This is a genomic window from Pontibacter harenae (assembly GCF_020907245.1).
Lineage (GTDB): Bacteria > Bacteroidota > Bacteroidia > Cytophagales > Hymenobacteraceae > Pontibacter > Pontibacter harenae.
Map to the genome: position 1 here is coordinate 31999 of NZ_JAJJWH010000016.1, position 16909 is coordinate 48907.

Annotated in this window: 16 protein-coding genes and 1 other RNA gene; 7 read left to right on the forward strand and 10 right to left on the reverse strand. The window is 43.7% G+C overall.

Annotated elements, in window-relative coordinates; translation table 11 throughout:
- Nucleotides 1–76: 76 nt before the first annotated feature.
- Nucleotides 77–1126 carry an endonuclease/exonuclease/phosphatase family protein gene (locus tag LN893_RS10345; RefSeq protein WP_229969745.1) on the reverse strand — a complete coding sequence of 350 codons (1050 nt, stop codon included), beginning with the start codon at nt 1124–1126 and terminating at the stop codon, nt 77–79.
- 76 nt (nt 1127–1202) lie between these two features.
- Between LN893_RS10345 and gldC the strand changes: the two genes are divergently transcribed.
- A complete protein-coding gene (gene gldC / locus LN893_RS10350; protein WP_229969746.1) occupies nt 1203–1541 on the forward strand; it encodes a gliding motility protein GldC in 339 nt (112 codons plus the stop codon).
- Between the two features lie 77 nt (nt 1542–1618).
- Here gldC and LN893_RS10355 read toward each other — a convergent pair whose 3' ends face one another.
- The 5 genes from LN893_RS10355 to guaA all read right to left on the reverse strand — a co-directional run bounded on the left by LN893_RS10355 (nt 1619) and on the right by guaA (nt 7569).
- On the reverse strand, nt 1619–2062 hold the full coding sequence (locus tag LN893_RS10355; RefSeq protein ID WP_229969747.1) for a DUF4890 domain-containing protein: 444 nt from the start codon (nt 2060–2062) through the stop codon (nt 1619–1621).
- 198 nt (nt 2063–2260) lie between these two features.
- Nucleotides 2261–2797, reverse strand: coding sequence for a dCTP deaminase (gene dcd, locus LN893_RS10360; protein WP_229969748.1), 537 nt, complete (start codon nt 2795–2797; stop codon nt 2261–2263).
- Between the two features lie 126 nt (nt 2798–2923).
- Nucleotides 2924–4219, reverse strand: a complete 1296-nt coding sequence (gene hemL / locus LN893_RS10365; RefSeq protein ID WP_229969805.1) for a glutamate-1-semialdehyde 2,1-aminomutase — start codon at nt 4217–4219, stop codon at nt 2924–2926.
- Between the two features lie 25 nt (nt 4220–4244).
- A complete protein-coding gene (locus LN893_RS10370; protein ID WP_229969749.1) occupies nt 4245–5951 on the reverse strand; it encodes an ABC transporter substrate-binding protein in 1707 nt (568 codons plus the stop codon).
- Between the two features lie 88 nt (nt 5952–6039).
- Entirely contained in the window at nt 6040–7569 is a 1530-nt protein-coding gene (gene guaA, locus LN893_RS10375) for a glutamine-hydrolyzing GMP synthase (protein ID WP_229969750.1), read from the reverse strand.
- A gap of 245 nt (nt 7570–7814) precedes the next feature.
- Here guaA and LN893_RS10380 point away from each other — a divergent pair, with 245 nt between their 5' ends.
- From LN893_RS10380 to LN893_RS10405, 6 genes are all read left to right on the forward strand, one after another.
- Nucleotides 7815–8507 (forward strand): DUF421 domain-containing protein, encoded by a 693-nt coding sequence (locus LN893_RS10380; RefSeq protein WP_229969751.1) that lies wholly within the window; start codon nt 7815–7817, stop codon nt 8505–8507.
- Nucleotides 8508–8515: 8 nt separating this feature from the next.
- Entirely contained in the window at nt 8516–9208 is a 693-nt protein-coding gene (locus LN893_RS10385) for a DUF421 domain-containing protein (protein ID WP_229969752.1), read from the forward strand.
- A 150-nt stretch (nt 9209–9358) separates the two neighbouring features.
- Nucleotides 9359–9455: signal recognition particle sRNA small type (gene ffs / locus LN893_RS10390), an RNA gene on the forward strand.
- Nucleotides 9456–9643: 188 nt separating this feature from the next.
- Nucleotides 9644–10300 carry a fructose-6-phosphate aldolase gene (gene fsa, locus LN893_RS10395; protein WP_229969753.1) on the forward strand — a complete coding sequence of 219 codons (657 nt, stop codon included), beginning with the start codon at nt 9644–9646 and terminating at the stop codon, nt 10298–10300.
- 111 nt (nt 10301–10411) lie between these two features.
- Nucleotides 10412–10615 carry a fructose-6-phosphate aldolase gene (locus tag LN893_RS10400; RefSeq protein WP_229969754.1) on the forward strand — a complete coding sequence of 68 codons (204 nt, stop codon included), beginning with the start codon at nt 10412–10414 and terminating at the stop codon, nt 10613–10615.
- 6 nt (nt 10616–10621) lie between these two features.
- Complete coding sequence (locus tag LN893_RS10405) at nt 10622–11332, forward strand: cell division ATP-binding protein FtsE (protein ID WP_229969755.1); 711 nt, start codon at nt 10622–10624, stop codon at nt 11330–11332.
- Between the two features lie 104 nt (nt 11333–11436).
- Here the strand turns inward: LN893_RS10405 and LN893_RS10410 are convergent, their stop codons facing one another.
- The 4 genes from LN893_RS10410 to pseG all read right to left on the reverse strand — a co-directional run bounded on the left by LN893_RS10410 (nt 11437) and on the right by pseG (nt 16891).
- The gene (locus LN893_RS10410) at nt 11437–12918 is read right to left on the reverse strand and encodes a lipopolysaccharide biosynthesis protein (protein WP_229969756.1); all 1482 of its coding nucleotides are present in this window, start codon (nt 12916–12918) and stop codon (nt 11437–11439) included.
- A gap of 154 nt (nt 12919–13072) precedes the next feature.
- A complete protein-coding gene (locus tag LN893_RS10415; protein WP_229969757.1) occupies nt 13073–14353 on the reverse strand; it encodes a glycosyltransferase family protein in 1281 nt (426 codons plus the stop codon).
- A 3-nt stretch (nt 14354–14356) separates the two neighbouring features.
- Complete coding sequence (gene pseI / locus LN893_RS10420) at nt 14357–15400, reverse strand: pseudaminic acid synthase (RefSeq protein ID WP_229969758.1); 1044 nt, start codon at nt 15398–15400, stop codon at nt 14357–14359.
- Between the two features lie 18 nt (nt 15401–15418).
- Entirely contained in the window at nt 15419–16891 is a 1473-nt protein-coding gene (pseG, locus tag LN893_RS10425) for a UDP-2,4-diacetamido-2,4,6-trideoxy-beta-L-altropyranose hydrolase (protein ID WP_229969759.1), read from the reverse strand.
- Nucleotides 16892–16909: the final 18 nt, after the last annotated feature.

Here is a 16909-nt window from a genome sequence, read left to right on the forward strand (position 1 = left end):
TATATTCTACCATAAACAAGAAAGGCGACCTGTACAGGTCGCCTTTCTTGTTTATGGTGAGGCTTTGATTGTTTTTTTATTTCTTAACTGTTTTCACCTGTATATACACTGGGAAATGGTCGCTGTAGCCTCCCAGATAGGTGGTGCCTGTGTAAGTCTTGCGAGGGGTGTTTCGGTACCTTCCAAATCGAATGGTAGCAAAGTCAGGTCTGTGTATGGTGGCTGATCCTCTTACTAGCTCTAAACCTTTGCCCGTTAACAAAGATTTAGAAACGATAATCTGGTCAATCATCTGAAAATCTGCTCGGTTAAAGTAGCTGCCTTTGCCATCAATAAAGTGCATGTAAAAAGGGTTGAAAAGCTCTTCATTAAAAACGGGGTTGGGTCTACCAGAAGCTTTCAGAATATTTTCCATTACTTCTGATTTCGGTTCAGCGTCAAAATCTCCCATTAATATAATGTTTGCACTTGGGTTCAGTTCCTGCTGCTGTTCTATAAGTTTGCGCAAAGTTGCAGCTGCTTCTTTTAACCTGCTGTCATCTTCTCTGCTACCCTTAGTGGCTCTGCTGCGAGGAGGCCAATGATTCACATAAAGCGTTACATCTTCTCCTAGTAATTTTCCTTTAACCAACAATATGCCTCTAGTTTTAAAGTTTTTGTCTTCAAAAGGGATACTTATACTTTGGTTCGTTATAGGGCTGAAAACCTTTGGCTTATATAGAAAAGCTACATCTAGACCTTGTTCATCTGGCATGTCATAATGTATGATAGCATAGTTGCTTTTCTCAAGTGCCTCAGTATGTACAAGGTCGTTTAATACTTCTTTATTTTCTATCTCACATAAACCTATAATAGCTGGACCATTTTCTCCACCTATGGATTTTATAACAGCGGCAAGGTTTTTAACTTTTTGCTGATAGCGTTGCTCGTCCCACTTCAGGTAACCAGTAGGAGTAAAGACATCATCGTCTGTAGCAGTGTCATTTGCAGTATCAAATAGCCTCTCTACATTATAGAAAGCTATTGTTTGTATGCGTTCTTTGTTAGATTTTAAACCTACTCTGGCACATCCTGCAAGGGTAATAAGGGTAAAAAGAATCAATAGTGTTTTTATTCCGTAGCGCATCGCGTAACTTTGTACTTATATAGATAATAAAGCATATTACGAGATACCTATAGTAGAAAGTTCTAAATTTGATAAAATGAAGAAGTCAGAAATATATTTCAGCATTGCACTTGATGATAACAGAGTGCCAGAAGCAATCAGCTGGCGTGCCACAGATGCAGGAGAGAAGATTCATTTTGCCAAAGCCATCAATATCGCCTTATGGGACAGAGATGAAGCTGGTACAATGAAGATTGACCTTTGGACAAAGGATATGCCTGTAGAAGAAATGAAATACTTTTACATCGACACGATGGGAGCCATGGCACAGAGTATCGCCACTGCTACAAGTGATACGGTGATGGCACAAAAGATCAGAAGCCTTTGCGAAGAACTGATGAAGCATGTAGAGGAAGACAATAAGAAGAACGGCTAGATATTACTTACTTCCCTATAAAAGCGAAAGCCACCTACATAAGGTGGCTTTCGCTTTTATAGGGAAACTGCTGATGATTAATTGATGCTCGCTGTAGCGCCTTCAGCGCTTACAGTTTGATTGGCTGTTATATCTTTGCCAGCTTGCAAGGCTGTGGCTTGTGCTACAAAAGTACGATCAGATTTATTATAGTCTGTACGCACCTCGTAATAGTTGCTATACTGCACAGTGCTCAATACCTTTTCTAGCTGAAAATCGCGCTCGTTACAAACCATTTTGCATAGTTCATCTATCTTGGCCTGATTGCCAGCGTATTTTTTTTCGATGGCCATCATTTTAGCAACTTTGTCTAAATTGATAGCTCTTACCTCTTTTGATTGGAAGTTATTTAGACGAAGTTCTGTAATCATCTGATCTGTTAAGTTAGCAGCTCTTTTTTCTGCTGTTAGTGGAGTATCTTGCGCTGCAGTTGCGAATATAAAACCGAACATCATGCAAGTTATTATCAGTAGCTTCTTCATAGTATTTCCTTTCTATAGTTTTTAGTGGTTCTCAGAAATGTTTACTGTTCTTATATAAAACTGATGGCAGTGTTAAATAATTCCAGTCAAACAGACATTTCTGACTAATCATTTACACAATATATAGTACACATACTATGCCAAAAAAGCCGATTTTAGAGCTAAAATCGGCTTTTTTTAAGTTTTTGCTACTGTCTTCTACCACTCGTTCATCCACATCATCGACTCTACAGGTGTGATGGTGCGGTGATTGTATTTTGCGTTTGTTTTGGTGTTGTAGTAGTTCTCTATGCCGCCTTTCACTTCGAAATAAATCAATTGTCCAATTGGCATGCCATGATACACACGCACAGGTTGTGTTACCGATATCTCTAATGTCCAGGTGTTGCAAAAGCCAACATCGCCTTTACCTGCAGTGGCATGAATGTCTATGCCTAAGCGCCCAACACTCGATTTTCCCTCCAGAAAAGGTACGTGCGCATGCGTTTCTGTGTACTCCAGCGTAACTCCCAGATAAAGTGTATCTGGTGTAAGCACAATGCCTTCCTCAGGAATTTCGAACACCTCTATCTCATTATGCTTGCGGGCATCCAGTACTTCATCTTTATAAGTAGCCAGGTAGCGGCCCAAGTGCACATCATAAGAATTTGTGCCCAGGCATTCACGGTTAAATGGCTCAACGAGTATGGTACCTTTTTCTATTTCTGCTAAAATCTGTTTATCTGTCAGTATCATGATGGTGTGCTAAAAGCGAGTTGTAAAAGTAAGGAAATAAGCAGATATGTGCCAAGTATAAAAAGCGAGCGGCAGCACCTTTTACAGGCCTGCCGCTCGCTTTTCAGGTATATTGACTGGTAGTTTTTAATTTACTGCTTCTTTCAGTGCTTCCAGGTTTGTCTGAACAAACTGCTGTGCGAGTTCTTCTGTGATGGCTGTTGATACAAAAAGGGCTTCATACTGAGAAGGAGCCAAATAAATTCCTCGTTGCAACATACTGTTAAAGTAACGACCAAACAAAGCAGTGTCTGAAGTCTTAGCACTTTCAAAATCTACCACAGGCTGATCGGTAAAGAAAAGGCTAAACATAGAGCCAACGTGATTGATGGTACAATTCAAACCCAAATCTTGTAGGTTTTTGCGAATACCTGCTACGATAGAGGAGGTTCTCTCTTCCAGTTGCTGGTACACCTCTTTATGATCGTTCAGGTAGTTTAGCATGGCCATACCTGCTGCCATGGCTATAGGATTGCCAGAAAGCGTTCCTGCTTGATACACAGGGCCTGCTGGTGCCACAAAATCCATTATCTCTTTCTTGCCACCGTAAGCACCCACCGGCATACCGCCACCTATAATCTTACCTAAGGTTGTCATATCAGGGGTTACGCCAAACAGTTGCTGTACACCACCTGGCGCTAACCTAAAGCCTGTCATTACTTCATCAAATATCAGCACAATGCCTTCCTGATCGCATAGATTGCGGAGTCCTTGCAGAAAACCATCTTGCGGAAGAACAAGCCCCATGTTACCTGCTACAGGCTCTAAAATAATGGCTGCTACTTTTTCTTTATTTGCCTCTACAAGCTGCATTACCGCCTCTAGGTTGTTATAGGGAGCGGTAAGTGTATCGGCTGCAACTCCTTCTGTTACGCCTGGGCTATCGGGTACTCCCAAGGTAATAGCGCCGCTTCCTGCAGCAATGAGAAAAGAGTCGCCATGCCCGTGGTAGCATCCTTCAAACTTAATAATTTTATTGCGACCAGTATAGCCTCTGGCTACCCGAATAGCAGACATGGTGGCTTCAGTCCCTGAGTTCACCATGCGAACTTTTTCTATGCTTGGCACCATGCTAACGATTAGCTCGGCAATTTCAACTTCTTTGCGAGTAGGTGCTCCAAAAGAAAGTGACTTTGGAACAGCAGCCTGAATAGCCTCTTGTACTACTTCATTGGCGTGGCCTAAAATCATTGGTCCCCAAGAATTTATAAATTCCATGTAGCGGTTGCCATCTTCATCGTACAGGTAAGGGCCTTTAGCCGAAACCATAAAGCGAGGATTACCGCCAACGGCTCTAAAGGCGCGAACAGGAGAGTTTACGCCGCCAGGTATTGTGTGCTGTGCCCTTTCGAATAGTTCGTTGCTTACTGGTGCTTTAATCATAGTCATGTGTATCGTTGTAATTTTATTAGAATAGTGGGTTTACCACCGTTAACTGCAGATTTTCAAGTTTAGTAATAGGTACGTATTGGTTGTCGCTGCTGATTTCGCTAAGCTTGAAAGGGTTTGTATAGCCAATTCCCTGGTAAAAGACGCCAGGTCTAATTCCTGTCTGAACAAAAGAAGTATGAAACTGCGGACCGTATTTCTGTAGCAAGGTACCAAAGTAGTACAGCATCTCGAAGCCTGCATAGGCATAAACGGAAGGAGGCAGGTTATAATTTCTTGTATACTGCTTTCGGAACCAAGTCACATTCGGGCTTAACCTGTTTACATATTTAGGATTGATAAAGTATATCTCCAGGTTATCCAGCTGCTGTAAGGAAATCTGGTTTATGTTCAGCCATTTATCATAGGTGATAAGTGGTAATTTGGAAGACATACCTTGCAGCAAGCTAGTAGCGTTTACTGCCGCCGTCATTTGATCTGAAAAAACAGCCATATGGCCTACCTCTTCCAGTTGCAAACTTCTAAATACTGTAGCAGTTGCTGTATTTTCTGTTGAGTTTATCTTCTTAAAGGTTTTAACCTTACCGCCCAACTTTATAAACTCTCTGCGATAGTGGCCGGCAAAGGTTGTGTCTTCTTTGGTTCCTTCGTAAAGTATAGAAGCTGTTTTGGGGCTGAATGTCTGATAAGCATAACGAGCAGCTTGGCGTGCCTGGGTGGCAACTGAAGATTCGAACAGAAAAACATTATTGTAGCCCTGGGCCATTTCCAGGTCCTGCGACAGCGGATTAATAATGTTGATGTTATTTTCTTTTGCAAACCTAGCCGCTACCCGTGCTGATGTTTTATAGATGGGGCCAATGATCAGGTCCATCTGCTTCATCTCAGGAAGAGCTAGAGTGCGCTTCAAGCTAAGGGTGTCAGCGTTGGTGTCATAAGCAAAAAGCTTGAGGTTAATACCTTGCTGTTCCAGCGAATCTTTTGCCAGTTTCATGCCTGCGTATAAGTCAGTGACAAACTGGTTTTTACGGGCAGTCTGCTGTAAGTCTTGGTTTAACTGAAAGGGTAGGAGCACAGCTACATTCATGCTTTGCTGCTGCAGGCGAGAAGGGTTTAAATAGCGGTTACGGTCTAGGTTGAAACGAGAAACAATGCGTTCCAGTGTTTGCCTGTCCTGCGGCTTATACCAACCTCCAATCAGCTTGTCAGCATAAACCTGGGCTACAATTTTGTCATTGCTAAAGCGCTGCTGTAGCTGAGCAAAGGTTTCTTTGTTGTTCAGGTTGTTTAGGTAATAGCGCTTCAAGCCTTCAGCATCGGCTGCCAAAGCAGATCCATTCAGCTCTTGCAGTTTACTAAGGGCACGCTCGAACTCACCTTGCTCAAACAGCACGTTTGCAAACAGGTAGTCGGCGTCAGGCATATTTTCCCAACGCGGATGCTGGTTCTGCAGCTGTAGCAACATCTGGTAAGCTTCTGCAGTCTTGTTAGCCTTTAGTGCTGCAAGGGCATAAAAATAAGTGGCCTCTGCCGCATATGGGTTATCTGATCCTGCTGAAGTAAGTGGTAACAGCTCTTGCATAGCCAGATCATAGCGCTGCTGCTGTAGAAGTACCTTGCCATTGTTGTAAGTGGTGCCCTTATCCTGCACCTGTGCCTGGGCAGGCATTGCTAAAATAAGAGCTAATGATAAGCCTGCAATATTTTTCCAGATGCTTTTATTCATGTTTTACAATTATGGATAAAAGACAAAGGACAAAAGACTTAGTATAGTTAGTCCTTCATCCTTTGCCATAGTGTCTATATTTAAATATTTATTCCCACTCAATAGTAGCTGGTGGTTTTGAGCTGATGTCGTAAACTACTCTATTTACGCCTTTCACCTTGTTGATGATCTCATTCGAAACATCAGCCAAGAAGTCGTAAGGCAAACGGCTCCAATCAGCAGTCATACCATCCACACTCGTTACGGCTCTTAGGGCTACTACGTTTTCATAGGTACGTTCATCTCCCATCACACCAACTGATTGCACAGGTGTAAGAATAGCGCCAGCTTGCCACACCTCGTCGTAAAGACCTGACTTTTTCAGGTTGCTAATGAAGATAAGATCTACTTGCTGCAGTATCTGCACCTTTTGTGGTGTTATATCACTTAAAATGCGAATGGCTAAGCCAGGACCAGGGAAAGGATGACGACCGAGAATAGTGTCATCTATCTTTAAGGTTCTGCCTACTAAACGTACTTCGTCTTTAAAAAGTGTTTTAAGCGGTTCTACCACCTTTAGCTTCATAAATTCAGGTAAACCACCTACGTTGTGGTGCGACTTTATAGTGGCGGAAGGGCCTTTCACGCTCATTGACTCAATCACGTCTGGGTAAATTGTACCCTGCGCCAGCCATTTTACATCTTCAATTTTATGCGCCTCCTCGTCGAAAACCTCTATAAACACACGGCCAATGGCCTTACGCTTCTGCTCAGGGTCAGTTAAGCCTTCCAGAGCGGTATAGAATTTGTCCTTTGCGTTCACGCCTTTCACATTCAGTCCCATGTGCTTATAAGAATCCAGCACAGTTTCGAACTCGTTGTGGCGTAGCAGACCGTTATCAACAAAAATACAGTATAAGTTTTTGCCTATCGCGTGGTGAATCAGCATAGCAGCCACGCTAGAGTCCACACCGCCAGATAATCCTAGCACCACCTTGTCGTTTCCTAGCTGTTCCTGTAGGTCGGCCACTGTGGCCTCTACAAATTGCTCAGAGGTCCAGTCTTGCTGGCACCCGCAGATATGCACCACGAAGTTTCGGAGCAGAATCTTTCCTTCATCTGAGTGGGTTACCTCTGGGTGGAACTGAATGCCATACGTTTCCTGGCCTTTCAGTTTGTAGGCAGCCACACGTACGCTTTCTGTACTAGCTATCACCTCAAAGTTGTCAGGTGTCTCTTTTATTGTATCACCATGCGACATCCAAACTACAGAGCCGAGGGTAATTTCCTTTAAAAGTCGGTCCTGCGTGTGCAGTTCGCTAAGGCGTGCACGGCCATACTCTCTAATAGTAGAGGGGGTTACTTCGCTTCCGTGTTCAAAAGCAATCAACTGAGCACCGTAGCATACGCCTAGCACTGGCAATTTGCCTAAGAGCTGATCCAGCGCTATGGTTGGGTGTTCTTCATCGCGTACAGAGCAGGGGCTACCTGAAAGTATAACGCCTTTTACTTCGTCAGTTAGTTCTGGAATGTTGTTGTAAGGGAAGATCTCACAATACACGTTAAGCTCGCGCACCCGCCTTGCAATAAGCTGGGTATACTGGGAGCCGAAATCGAGGATGAGTATTTTTTCTGGCATGCGCAAAATTAAGGCACTTTTATAGTTAATGCTAATTTCTTTCCGTTGATTTTGTAGATGTACAAAGATTAGAAGATATCTCCTTTCTTACTTTTATGTAAATCCTATTATAAGAGTTTTCAAGTCTGTTGCTGTTGTTTGAACACAGACTTAGGGTAAGACTAAGTATTTATACTTGATAAGTAGTACAAAATCAGCTTATATAGCAATAACTTCAATCCGTACCTAGCGTATTTCTTTTAGCTATGAATAAAGATGAGTTAGACATAACGAACTGGAAGCGAATTCTGATAGGCGAGGTGCCGCCTGAGTTCATGCTCGAGACTTTCTTCCGAACGATCATTATATACCTGTTCCTGATTTTTATATTAAGGATGTTGGGGAAGCGTATGAATGCACAGCTAACCCTTACCGAAATGGCCGTTATGCTAACGCTCGGTGCTGTTGTGGCTCCAGCCATGCAGATTCCAAATCGTGGGTTACTACCTGCCATACTTATCTTGGTATGTATTCTGGCTCTTCAGCGCGGGCTAGGGCAGTTGTCTTTTAAACATCGTAAAGTAGAGGTGGTCACTCAGGGTGATGTAAGCCTAATGGTTAAAGACGGAATTCTGGTGCTAGCTGAGATGTCTAAATCCAGGGTGTCAAGAGCACAGTTATTCGGGGCACTCCGAACACATAAAATTAGACATTTAGGGGAGGTGAAGCGGGTGTACTTAGAGTCAGGAGGTTTCTTTAGCGTATTCAGAATGCCAGAACCTAAACCTGGATTAAGTATCGTACCCGAGCGTGATTATCAACTGCCACAACCTGTTGATAAAGAACTGGTGCACTTGGTTTGTAAAAAATGCGGTAAGCTGGTGCCTTACAACGAAAACCATGCAAACCAAACCTGCGACAATTGTGAGCACCAGGAGTGGACTTATCCTATCAGTTAAGCATAAAAATGAAACCAGAAGATATACATATAACAGATTGGCTAAGGATATTATTAGGCGAGGTGCCTTGGTCCTTTCTTTTCGAAGTGGTTATCAGGATCATCTTTATATTCTTTATTCTGATTTTTTCTATGCGCCTGATGGGAAAAAGGATGGCCGCCCAACTGACCCGCATGGAGATGGCAGCCTTGGTGTCGATGGCGGCTGCCATAGGTGTTCCGATGGCTGATCCAACGCGGGGGTTAGTTCCTATTGTTATTATTGCGGCTGTCGTGATAGGTGTACAGCGTGTTGTTTCTACCAAATCGGCTAAAGATACTAGTTTCGAGAGTACTGTTTTAGATGATATGGATATAGTAGTAAAGGATGGAGTTCTGCACTTAGAAACGATGGAAAGGACAAAGCTAACCCGTGAGCGACTGTTCGCGGAGTTAAGAAGTGAGGAGATAGGGAATTTAGGTAAAGCACAAAGGGTATATCTGGAAGCAAACGGATCTTTTACAGTTTATAAATTCAATAATCCCAAGCCAGGACTTTCCATCATTCCACGGTGGGATACAGAGTTTTTTCAGGAGCAAAGCATCGCAGAAGATGCATTTGCATGCTGCAGCTGCGGAGATGTAGTGCTGTCAGAGAACCGCCCTAAATTACCCTGTACCCGTTGCGGTAGCTCAGATTGGGCTCAAGCCGTGTGCGCCTAGATATTTTGTTAACCTGTTTAGTATAATGAAATCCTTTGAGAGATAGGGGGATAACAGAAAAGAAGCTTATTTTAGAACATCTAAAAGACTATTATAGTAAAAAATCTGCTGCAATAGTTTGCATTGATATAAAAAAGCTCTACTTTTGTAACGGCAAATCGGCACGGCCAGCTCCCGCCGAACTCCCCCAGGCACGGAAGTGAGCAAGGGTAGGCGGTTGAGCGGCGCGATGTTGGTTTGCCACTTTTTTTGCCCATACCTCAAGGCTGTTCACGCCTGACTCCAAATAAACTCTTTATCTCTTCCTGTTTCCCGATTAATACCTTAGATTTGTAAGGGAAATTTTCCTGTGCTTTCGAATATTGCAGCAGTTGCCTTAGCATTTGGTTGCATATTTCGTAATTCAAATTAGAAAACAATCAAAATAATTAACTCATGAAATTCTTTATCGATACTGCAAACCTGCAGGACATCCAGGAGGCACAAGACCTCGGCGTTTTAGACGGTGTAACCACCAATCCATCACTTATGGCTAAAGAAGGTATCTTTGGTCATGACAATGTAATAGCGCACTACAAAAAGATTTGTGAAATTGTAGATGGTGACATCAGTGCAGAGGTAATTGCCACAGATTTTGATGAGATAGTGCGTGAAGGAGAGGCGCTAGCTGAACTACACCCAAACATCGTAGTGAAAGTGCCTATGATCAAAGAAGGTGTGAAAGCTATCCGTCACTTCAGTGATAAGGGTATTAAGACAAACTGTACTTTGGTATTCTCTGCAGGACAAGCTTTGTTAGCAGCTAAAGCAGGTGCTACTTACGTATCTCCATTCGTTGGCCGTTTAGATGATATTTCTACGGACGGTATTCAGTTAATCGAGCAGATTGTGCAGATTTACAGTAACTACGGATACCAAACACAGGTTTTAGCAGCTTCTGTGCGCCACGTAATGCACCTGGTGCAGTGTGCTGAAGTTGGTGCTGACGTTGTTACTTGCCCTCTTTCTGTTATCACTGGATTGTTGAAGCACCCTCTTACTGACAGCGGTTTGAAAACTTTCCTTGCTGACCACGCAAAAGGCAATAAGTAATATTAATTACGAATTACGAGTTTCGAATTAAAATGAGCAGGAGGAAGCCTAAAGCTACTTTCTGAATCTTTTTAATTCGGAATTCATAATTCATAATTCGTAATTATAAAAATGTACATCATCAAAGTTAAAGGCAAGGCTAAAATTCCTGACTATATACAATTGCGCGACAGTAATTTTGTGCTGATTGCTTATTTTCGTGCAGACCGCCCGCTCAAAAACCTTGACCGCTACGGACTAGACGGTAAAGAGGAAGCCCTTGCTGCCCTTATTAATACTCTTGAGTTTGGCAAACTACAGAAATTAGAAATTTAAGTACCCATGAGTTTTTCTACTACCCCAGTGGTGTCATCGCGTGATGTGGCTGTGTATCAGGATGTAAATACCGTGCTTAGCGGTGTTAATTTTGATATAGAGAAAGGGGAGTTTGTTTACCTGGTAGGCAGAACAGGTAGTGGTAAAAGCTCCTTGCTTAAAACGCTGTATGCCGACTTACCTTTGCTCACCGGTATTGCTTCTGTAGCTGATTATAAACTTACAAAACTGCCTCGCAAGCAGGTGCCTTACCTGCGTCGCAAAATAGGTATCATCTTCCAGGACTTTCAACTTCTTCTGGATAGGAGTATAGCCGAAAACCTCACGTTTGTACTACGGGCCACAGGCTGGAAAGACAAATCGAAGGTAAAGCAGCGTATATCGGAGGTGCTAATGCGTGTCGGCCTGGATGCCGCCGCTGGTAAAATGCCTCATCAACTTTCAGGTGGAGAGCAGCAGCGTATTGTAATTGCACGTGCTCTTCTCAACGAACCTGTCATCCTTTTCGCCGATGAACCTACAGGTAACCTGGATCCAATGGTTGCTGAAGGAATCATGAAGCTGTTTCAGGAAATTAACAACAGCGGTACGGCTATTTTAATGGCTACACACAACTATGAGATCATTAACCGCTACCCAAAGCGCGTTCTCAAGTGCGAAAATGGAAAGGTACTGGATTCTAAGGTTCAAGAATTCAGCCTGATTAGTAGCTATTAAAAGCATAAAGCTTCTTTAGCTCCTACAACTAACACTTCTTCTGAATTATCTATTAGAACAAGCTATAGCATCTGCATTTGCGAGAGCATAACTAAAATAGCTGCTTATCTTTTCAAAAGCTTCTTCACCAAATTTAGCAACCAGAGATTCAACTCTGGATATACCTTAAGGCTAAGTGTAAGGCTTCCGTAGATAGCAGTGATTATCAGAGATCTTACTATCAGATCTAAAAATACATTCCCCAAATCAGGTATAAGGTAAGAAACGCCTAAAGCAGCTGCCGCAATTGCTGTAATAAGCAAAGAGCTTACAGTGAAGGGCTGTATGTGGTAGTGGTACTGCACAAAGAACAATCGTGAAAGGTTTATGAGCACATAAGAAATCATGGAGGCTAACGCGGCACCATTCATGCCATACAACGGAATAAAGTAACTGTTTGTCCAGATGGTGAGCCCTGCAAGCACCATGTTAAAGAGCAGGTCCCAGCGGTACTTTTCGGAGGTAGCCAGAATAATACCGTTAATGCCTGTAGCCATGTCTATGATGCGAGCCATCGATAAAAAAAGCACGACGTACTTTCCCTGCCTATAAGATTCAGGCATGAAAGAGAACAGGTTATCAATATTTGCCCATATACCCACAAAAATAAGTAAGCCGAGCACCAAGTTTATCGTAGTAATGTTTTTATAAAGCTTCTCCATTCCCTGCATGTTTTTGTCCTTCCAGAAATCTGCAACCTGCGGACTTGCAATTTTGTAGATGGAACGTGCTGGAATAATAATTGCACTTGTCATGAAGAAAGCAGTGGTGTAAATTCCGTTATCAGCTAAGCTATAGGAGGCAATCATTACCTGGTCTATAGAAGTGATGATGGTAACAGAAATATTGCCCATGAAGGTAAAAAAGCCATAGTATAGCATTTCCTGCAGTGGAAATGTTCTAAGTTGCTTAAATGAGGGGCGAATAAAAAGCTGCTTTAACCACAGGGCATAAGCCACCAGTACAAACGACAATACCGAGAACAAAGCAATGTATAGTAGCACGAACTGCTGAAAGCTAATCAGGCCAAATGCAAAAACAGCTATCAGGGCAGAGGTTAGCACCCGCAGCAAGATATCTTTGGTGAAAGAAGATACAATTGTTTTATAAAGAGACCTTAAGTACGCCTGAAAAAGCTCGAAGAGCAGCGTGAACAAGGCCAGCGGAATTATAAAATAGTAGTAGTTTATCAGAAGGGATGAGTTCTCCTGATAATGATTTACCACAACAGGCTTGAATAACAGGAAAAGTGCTGTAACCACAGCAAAACCCAGCATGGGCACCGATAACAGCAGGAATAAAAACCCGTTGTGCTTTTGCTCCTTGTTTCGGAAGTAGGGAAAGTACCTAACACTCATGTTCACGAAACCAAGGGCAGAAAATTGTGCAAACATGGTGGAAATGGTAATCAGTAGCCGCGTAAGTCCTACCTGTTCTTCATCTAGAAAGTTAGGAAAGAGGAGTATTGTGTTAACATAGCCAATGCCGATGCCAGCATACGAAATGATGGTGTTCCAGATTCCTTCACGCTGAAGCGTCTTACTCATTAGGGGCTGTTAAACGATGAGGTGCAAAGGTAAATCAAAAGAGCTAAAAGAATAAAACTACTTTACCGCCTCAACCCAGCCTTTATACAACTTGCTCTGAAACAAGGCTTTTGTTGATAATCAAATTTTACCATCTGTAAACTAGTCGGATTGCTTAATTTGATGCTATGAATTGCTGTAGTTTCTGTAAGGCTAATTCGCTGCTGTGTCCATCATAGTGGGTGCCGACGGTGGCATTGTAATATTTTGCTCTGTGGTAAACCTTAGGCTTGTTGTGGAGGTGCTGGCGTAGGAGGTCGGCTAGCGAGGCTGTATTTGAAGCAGTGTCCACTAAGCCATTTGCTACATAGCCATAGTAGTCTTGTAAGTTTTCTTTTGGGTTAAAGTTGTAAAAAATAGACCACACGTTTAGTAGTACTGCCTCTAAGTGTATTCCAGAGTTACCGCTTACCTGCAGATCAATTTGGCTGAGATACTCGAATGTTGGAGCTGTGCGGCTATCCGAGAGACTAATATTAGAGCCTATACTTTTAAGAAAGCTGAAATCACGGTTGTCGCGTGGGTGAGGGCGAAGGATGAACTGTAATGTAGGAAAGGCCGCTGAAAGTTGCACCAACAGTCTCTCTAACTCTTCTATAAGGTCCATCAGGTTACTGCCAATGCCTACGGTTTTTATGCTTGTGTTATGGTTGCGCAGAGGCACATATTTGTCTGCTTTTGGCATACCAATTAACTCCACTTTTCCTGCAATCGGCCCACAAAGCTTATACTTGTCCAGCGAATCATGGCCCTCCAGCAAGTTTAAATCGAACATCAATGGAGGAAATAAATTACTGACACTGGCGTGTTGAATGTAAGCTGTTTTGATGCCTAGCTTTTTTGCTGCTAGGAGCATGGCACGCGCATCAGGATTATGATCGTTGGCAAACACCACACAAGTCGGCCTGTACTTCCGCAGCTTTTGGAGGTATACTTCATAAAAGCCGATAGCATCGAAAAGCAGGTCGTAAAAACGCAGCGTGATGTGCTTTTTTTGCTTGAGAAACTGAAAAAGCAGCGGCAGAAACTTATAGTAGTAAATTATTTTTTTCCGCAGCGAAATACGTTTTACATCATTAGCGTATTTGCCGATGCTCTTGTTCTGCCCAGCTACCAACACAGCATGAGGTAAAGCTTCTGCAATAAAGCTTAGGCTGTCGTAGTTATTTTGGCTAACTACATAGAGCCAAACCTTCCTTTGTAACTCAGCAGGTTTTTCTACAGACTGAAAAAGGTTTCCGAGCAATCGTACTACAGCATAGCCAGCTACTTTCAATACTCGCTTCAGCGAACTTTTAGGGGAAGCATTGTTCTTTGCACTTTCAGGAAGCTTTAAAAAGCCTTCCGAGAAGTACAGGTACAAAATATTGCTGTAGCGGGCAAACTGCTGCTTCATGAACTATAACAAGACCCAATTGAGGGGGGTGCCTGCCTTGATTTCCTTTGTGGCGGTTCTGCCCAATAGTTCTTCGTAGTATTTAGGAGCAAGCCCCAACCCTGGCCTGATTACACGAATATTCTCCTTTGAGAAAGCCTCACCAGGCTGAATATCTTGCGCTGCATACACAGACCGCTTGAAGAGGCGGCTCTTTTGCTCGGCACGCTGCACCCCGTACTGCACATGCCCCAGCGCCTGCCAAGCCCTTTCAGACTCTACCACCAACGACTGCAGTTCCTGAGGCTCCAGCGAAAAAGCCGAGTCTACACCACCGTCTGCTCTACGGAGCGTAAAGTGCTTCTCTACTACGGTTGCGCCTAAAGCCACGGCAGCCACGGCGGCTCCCACACCTATTGTGTGATCCGATAGGCCCACCTGCACACCGAACAGTTCCCGCATATGTGGAATGGTGAGCAGGTTCGTGTTCTGAGGGGTGGCAGGATAGGTGCTGGTGCATTTGAGCATAACAAAATTATGACAGCCAGTGCTGCGAAGCACCTGCACAGCCTCATCGAGCTCGGAGATTGTGGCAGCTCCAGTACTGATAATGACAGGCTTGCCTGTTGCGGCTACCTTGCGCAGCAGCGGGTGGTCTGTGTTTTCAAAAGAGGCAATCTTATAAACTGGTGCTCCTAATTCCTCCAGAAAATCAACGGCCGTCTCGTCAAAAGGAGAAGAGAAAGCGATGATGCCTCGTTCTTTGGCCCTTTGGAAGATTGCTTTGTGCCAATCCCAAGGAGTGTAAGCTTCCTGGTACAGGTCGTACAGTTCTCGGCCTTTCCAGAGCGAGTTTTCGTCTTCTATGGTGAAAGCCCCAGGCAAAGTCATGGTATCGGCAGTGTATGTCTGCAGCTTTATGGCATCGGCCCCAGCGTCGGCAGCGGCATCTACAATTTGCAGCGCCCGCTCCAGCGACTGGTTATGATTCCCCGACATCTCTGCAATGATGAAAGGTTTATGTCCAGGTCCGATCTGGCGGTCTACTATGGTTATATCGTTAATCATGTGGTTGCTCTTTCTCCTTTAATAATTTACCTGCAAAACAAATCGGAAGGCATTCGGGTGCTGCGCATGCGGTTCTCCATAACTAAAGCCAGCCTTTTCAAAAGCTCTGATAGAGGCAATATTGTCTTTTTGAACCAGTCCTTCGACCACCTTCACTTCCGAGGCTTCCCGTGATAGCTGCTTTATACCCTTTAGAAGCACCGTGTGGCCCAGCCCTTTGCCCCTGAAGCTTTCGCTGATCAGGTAGCTCAGTGTTGCCCGCTCTTCCTTCAGGTCGAAACGGATATGTGCCGCAGGTTCGCCTTTTACTTCCGCAATATACAAGTAGCTGTCTGGAACTGCCAACTTTGTCTCCAGCCAACGTTTGTGATCTTCCAGTTTTATCTTGTCTGTATTAAAAGAACGTGCACGCACAGCAGGATCGTTTGCCCAATCGAAAAGCAAAAGTGTATCTTCGGAAGTTGCATGACGTAAAATAAGGCTTGCCTGTAGACTGAGGGACTGAAAGAACTGCTGATAAAGTTGCCAGCTTTTGCCGTCGAAGAACTGTCTCTGCTTTTGTACTTGCGCAGCAAATGCTTCTGATGTTACACCTCCCTGAACAAATTCAGGAAGCTTCGCATAGTCATAAGCGAGGTTGTTCTGAGTCAGGAAAGTATAAAGCCCCTCCTGGTTAGCTGCCGTTCTCAAGACAAAAAGAAGCCCGCCCACTGCGCAGTACTCATAAGAAACTCCGCTGGCTGAAGTTACGGCCAAAGAGCATTGCTGCATCAGGTTACACATTGCGTCGGCACCGAGGTTCTGATGCAACTTATAAGCTGGCTTATTCCGTAGCCAGTGCTGTAACTTCTCCAAATGCATATAGGCACTTCCGACCACAATCTCCACGCGATCTGCTTTAACCTTTAGAAGATCTTCAGCAATTCTTAGCGTATAGTTTTCAGGGTCAGCGCCACCCATATTCAGAAGCACATGCACTTTGTTTTGGTAGGTACGCCCTTGTAGTGCTGCTGCTAAAAACGGCTGACGGAGCAAGGCGTAGCTTGGGCCTAAATACAGCTTGGTGTACGGCGATACGCTATAGTTGCTGCTATCCATATTACCTGCTTGGTTTATAATTGCATCTGCTACAAAAGGATATGCATGTATATCGTCGATGCAGGCAAGAGAACAACCTGATACTTTTATCTGTTGCTGATAAGTTGTATCGAAATGATAGCCGTCTAGTATAACCACATCATCAGGCTTTAGAATAGTATCTACTAGGTATTTAGCCTCATTCGACTTAACTTCTGCTTTAGGAAGCGAAATAACATGTTCGCATTCCTGCTTTATTTGTGCCAGCAACTTTTCATCTGGTTCTTGTATAGCAAAAGCCAGTTCAAACTCATCGCGCAGCATGCTGGCCAATGCGAGTGACCGAACGACGTGCCCAAGTCCGATGGTGGAGCTTCCGTCTGCCCTGAATACGATGCGGCTTTTTTTCTGCATTGACTTTGATATGGCTAA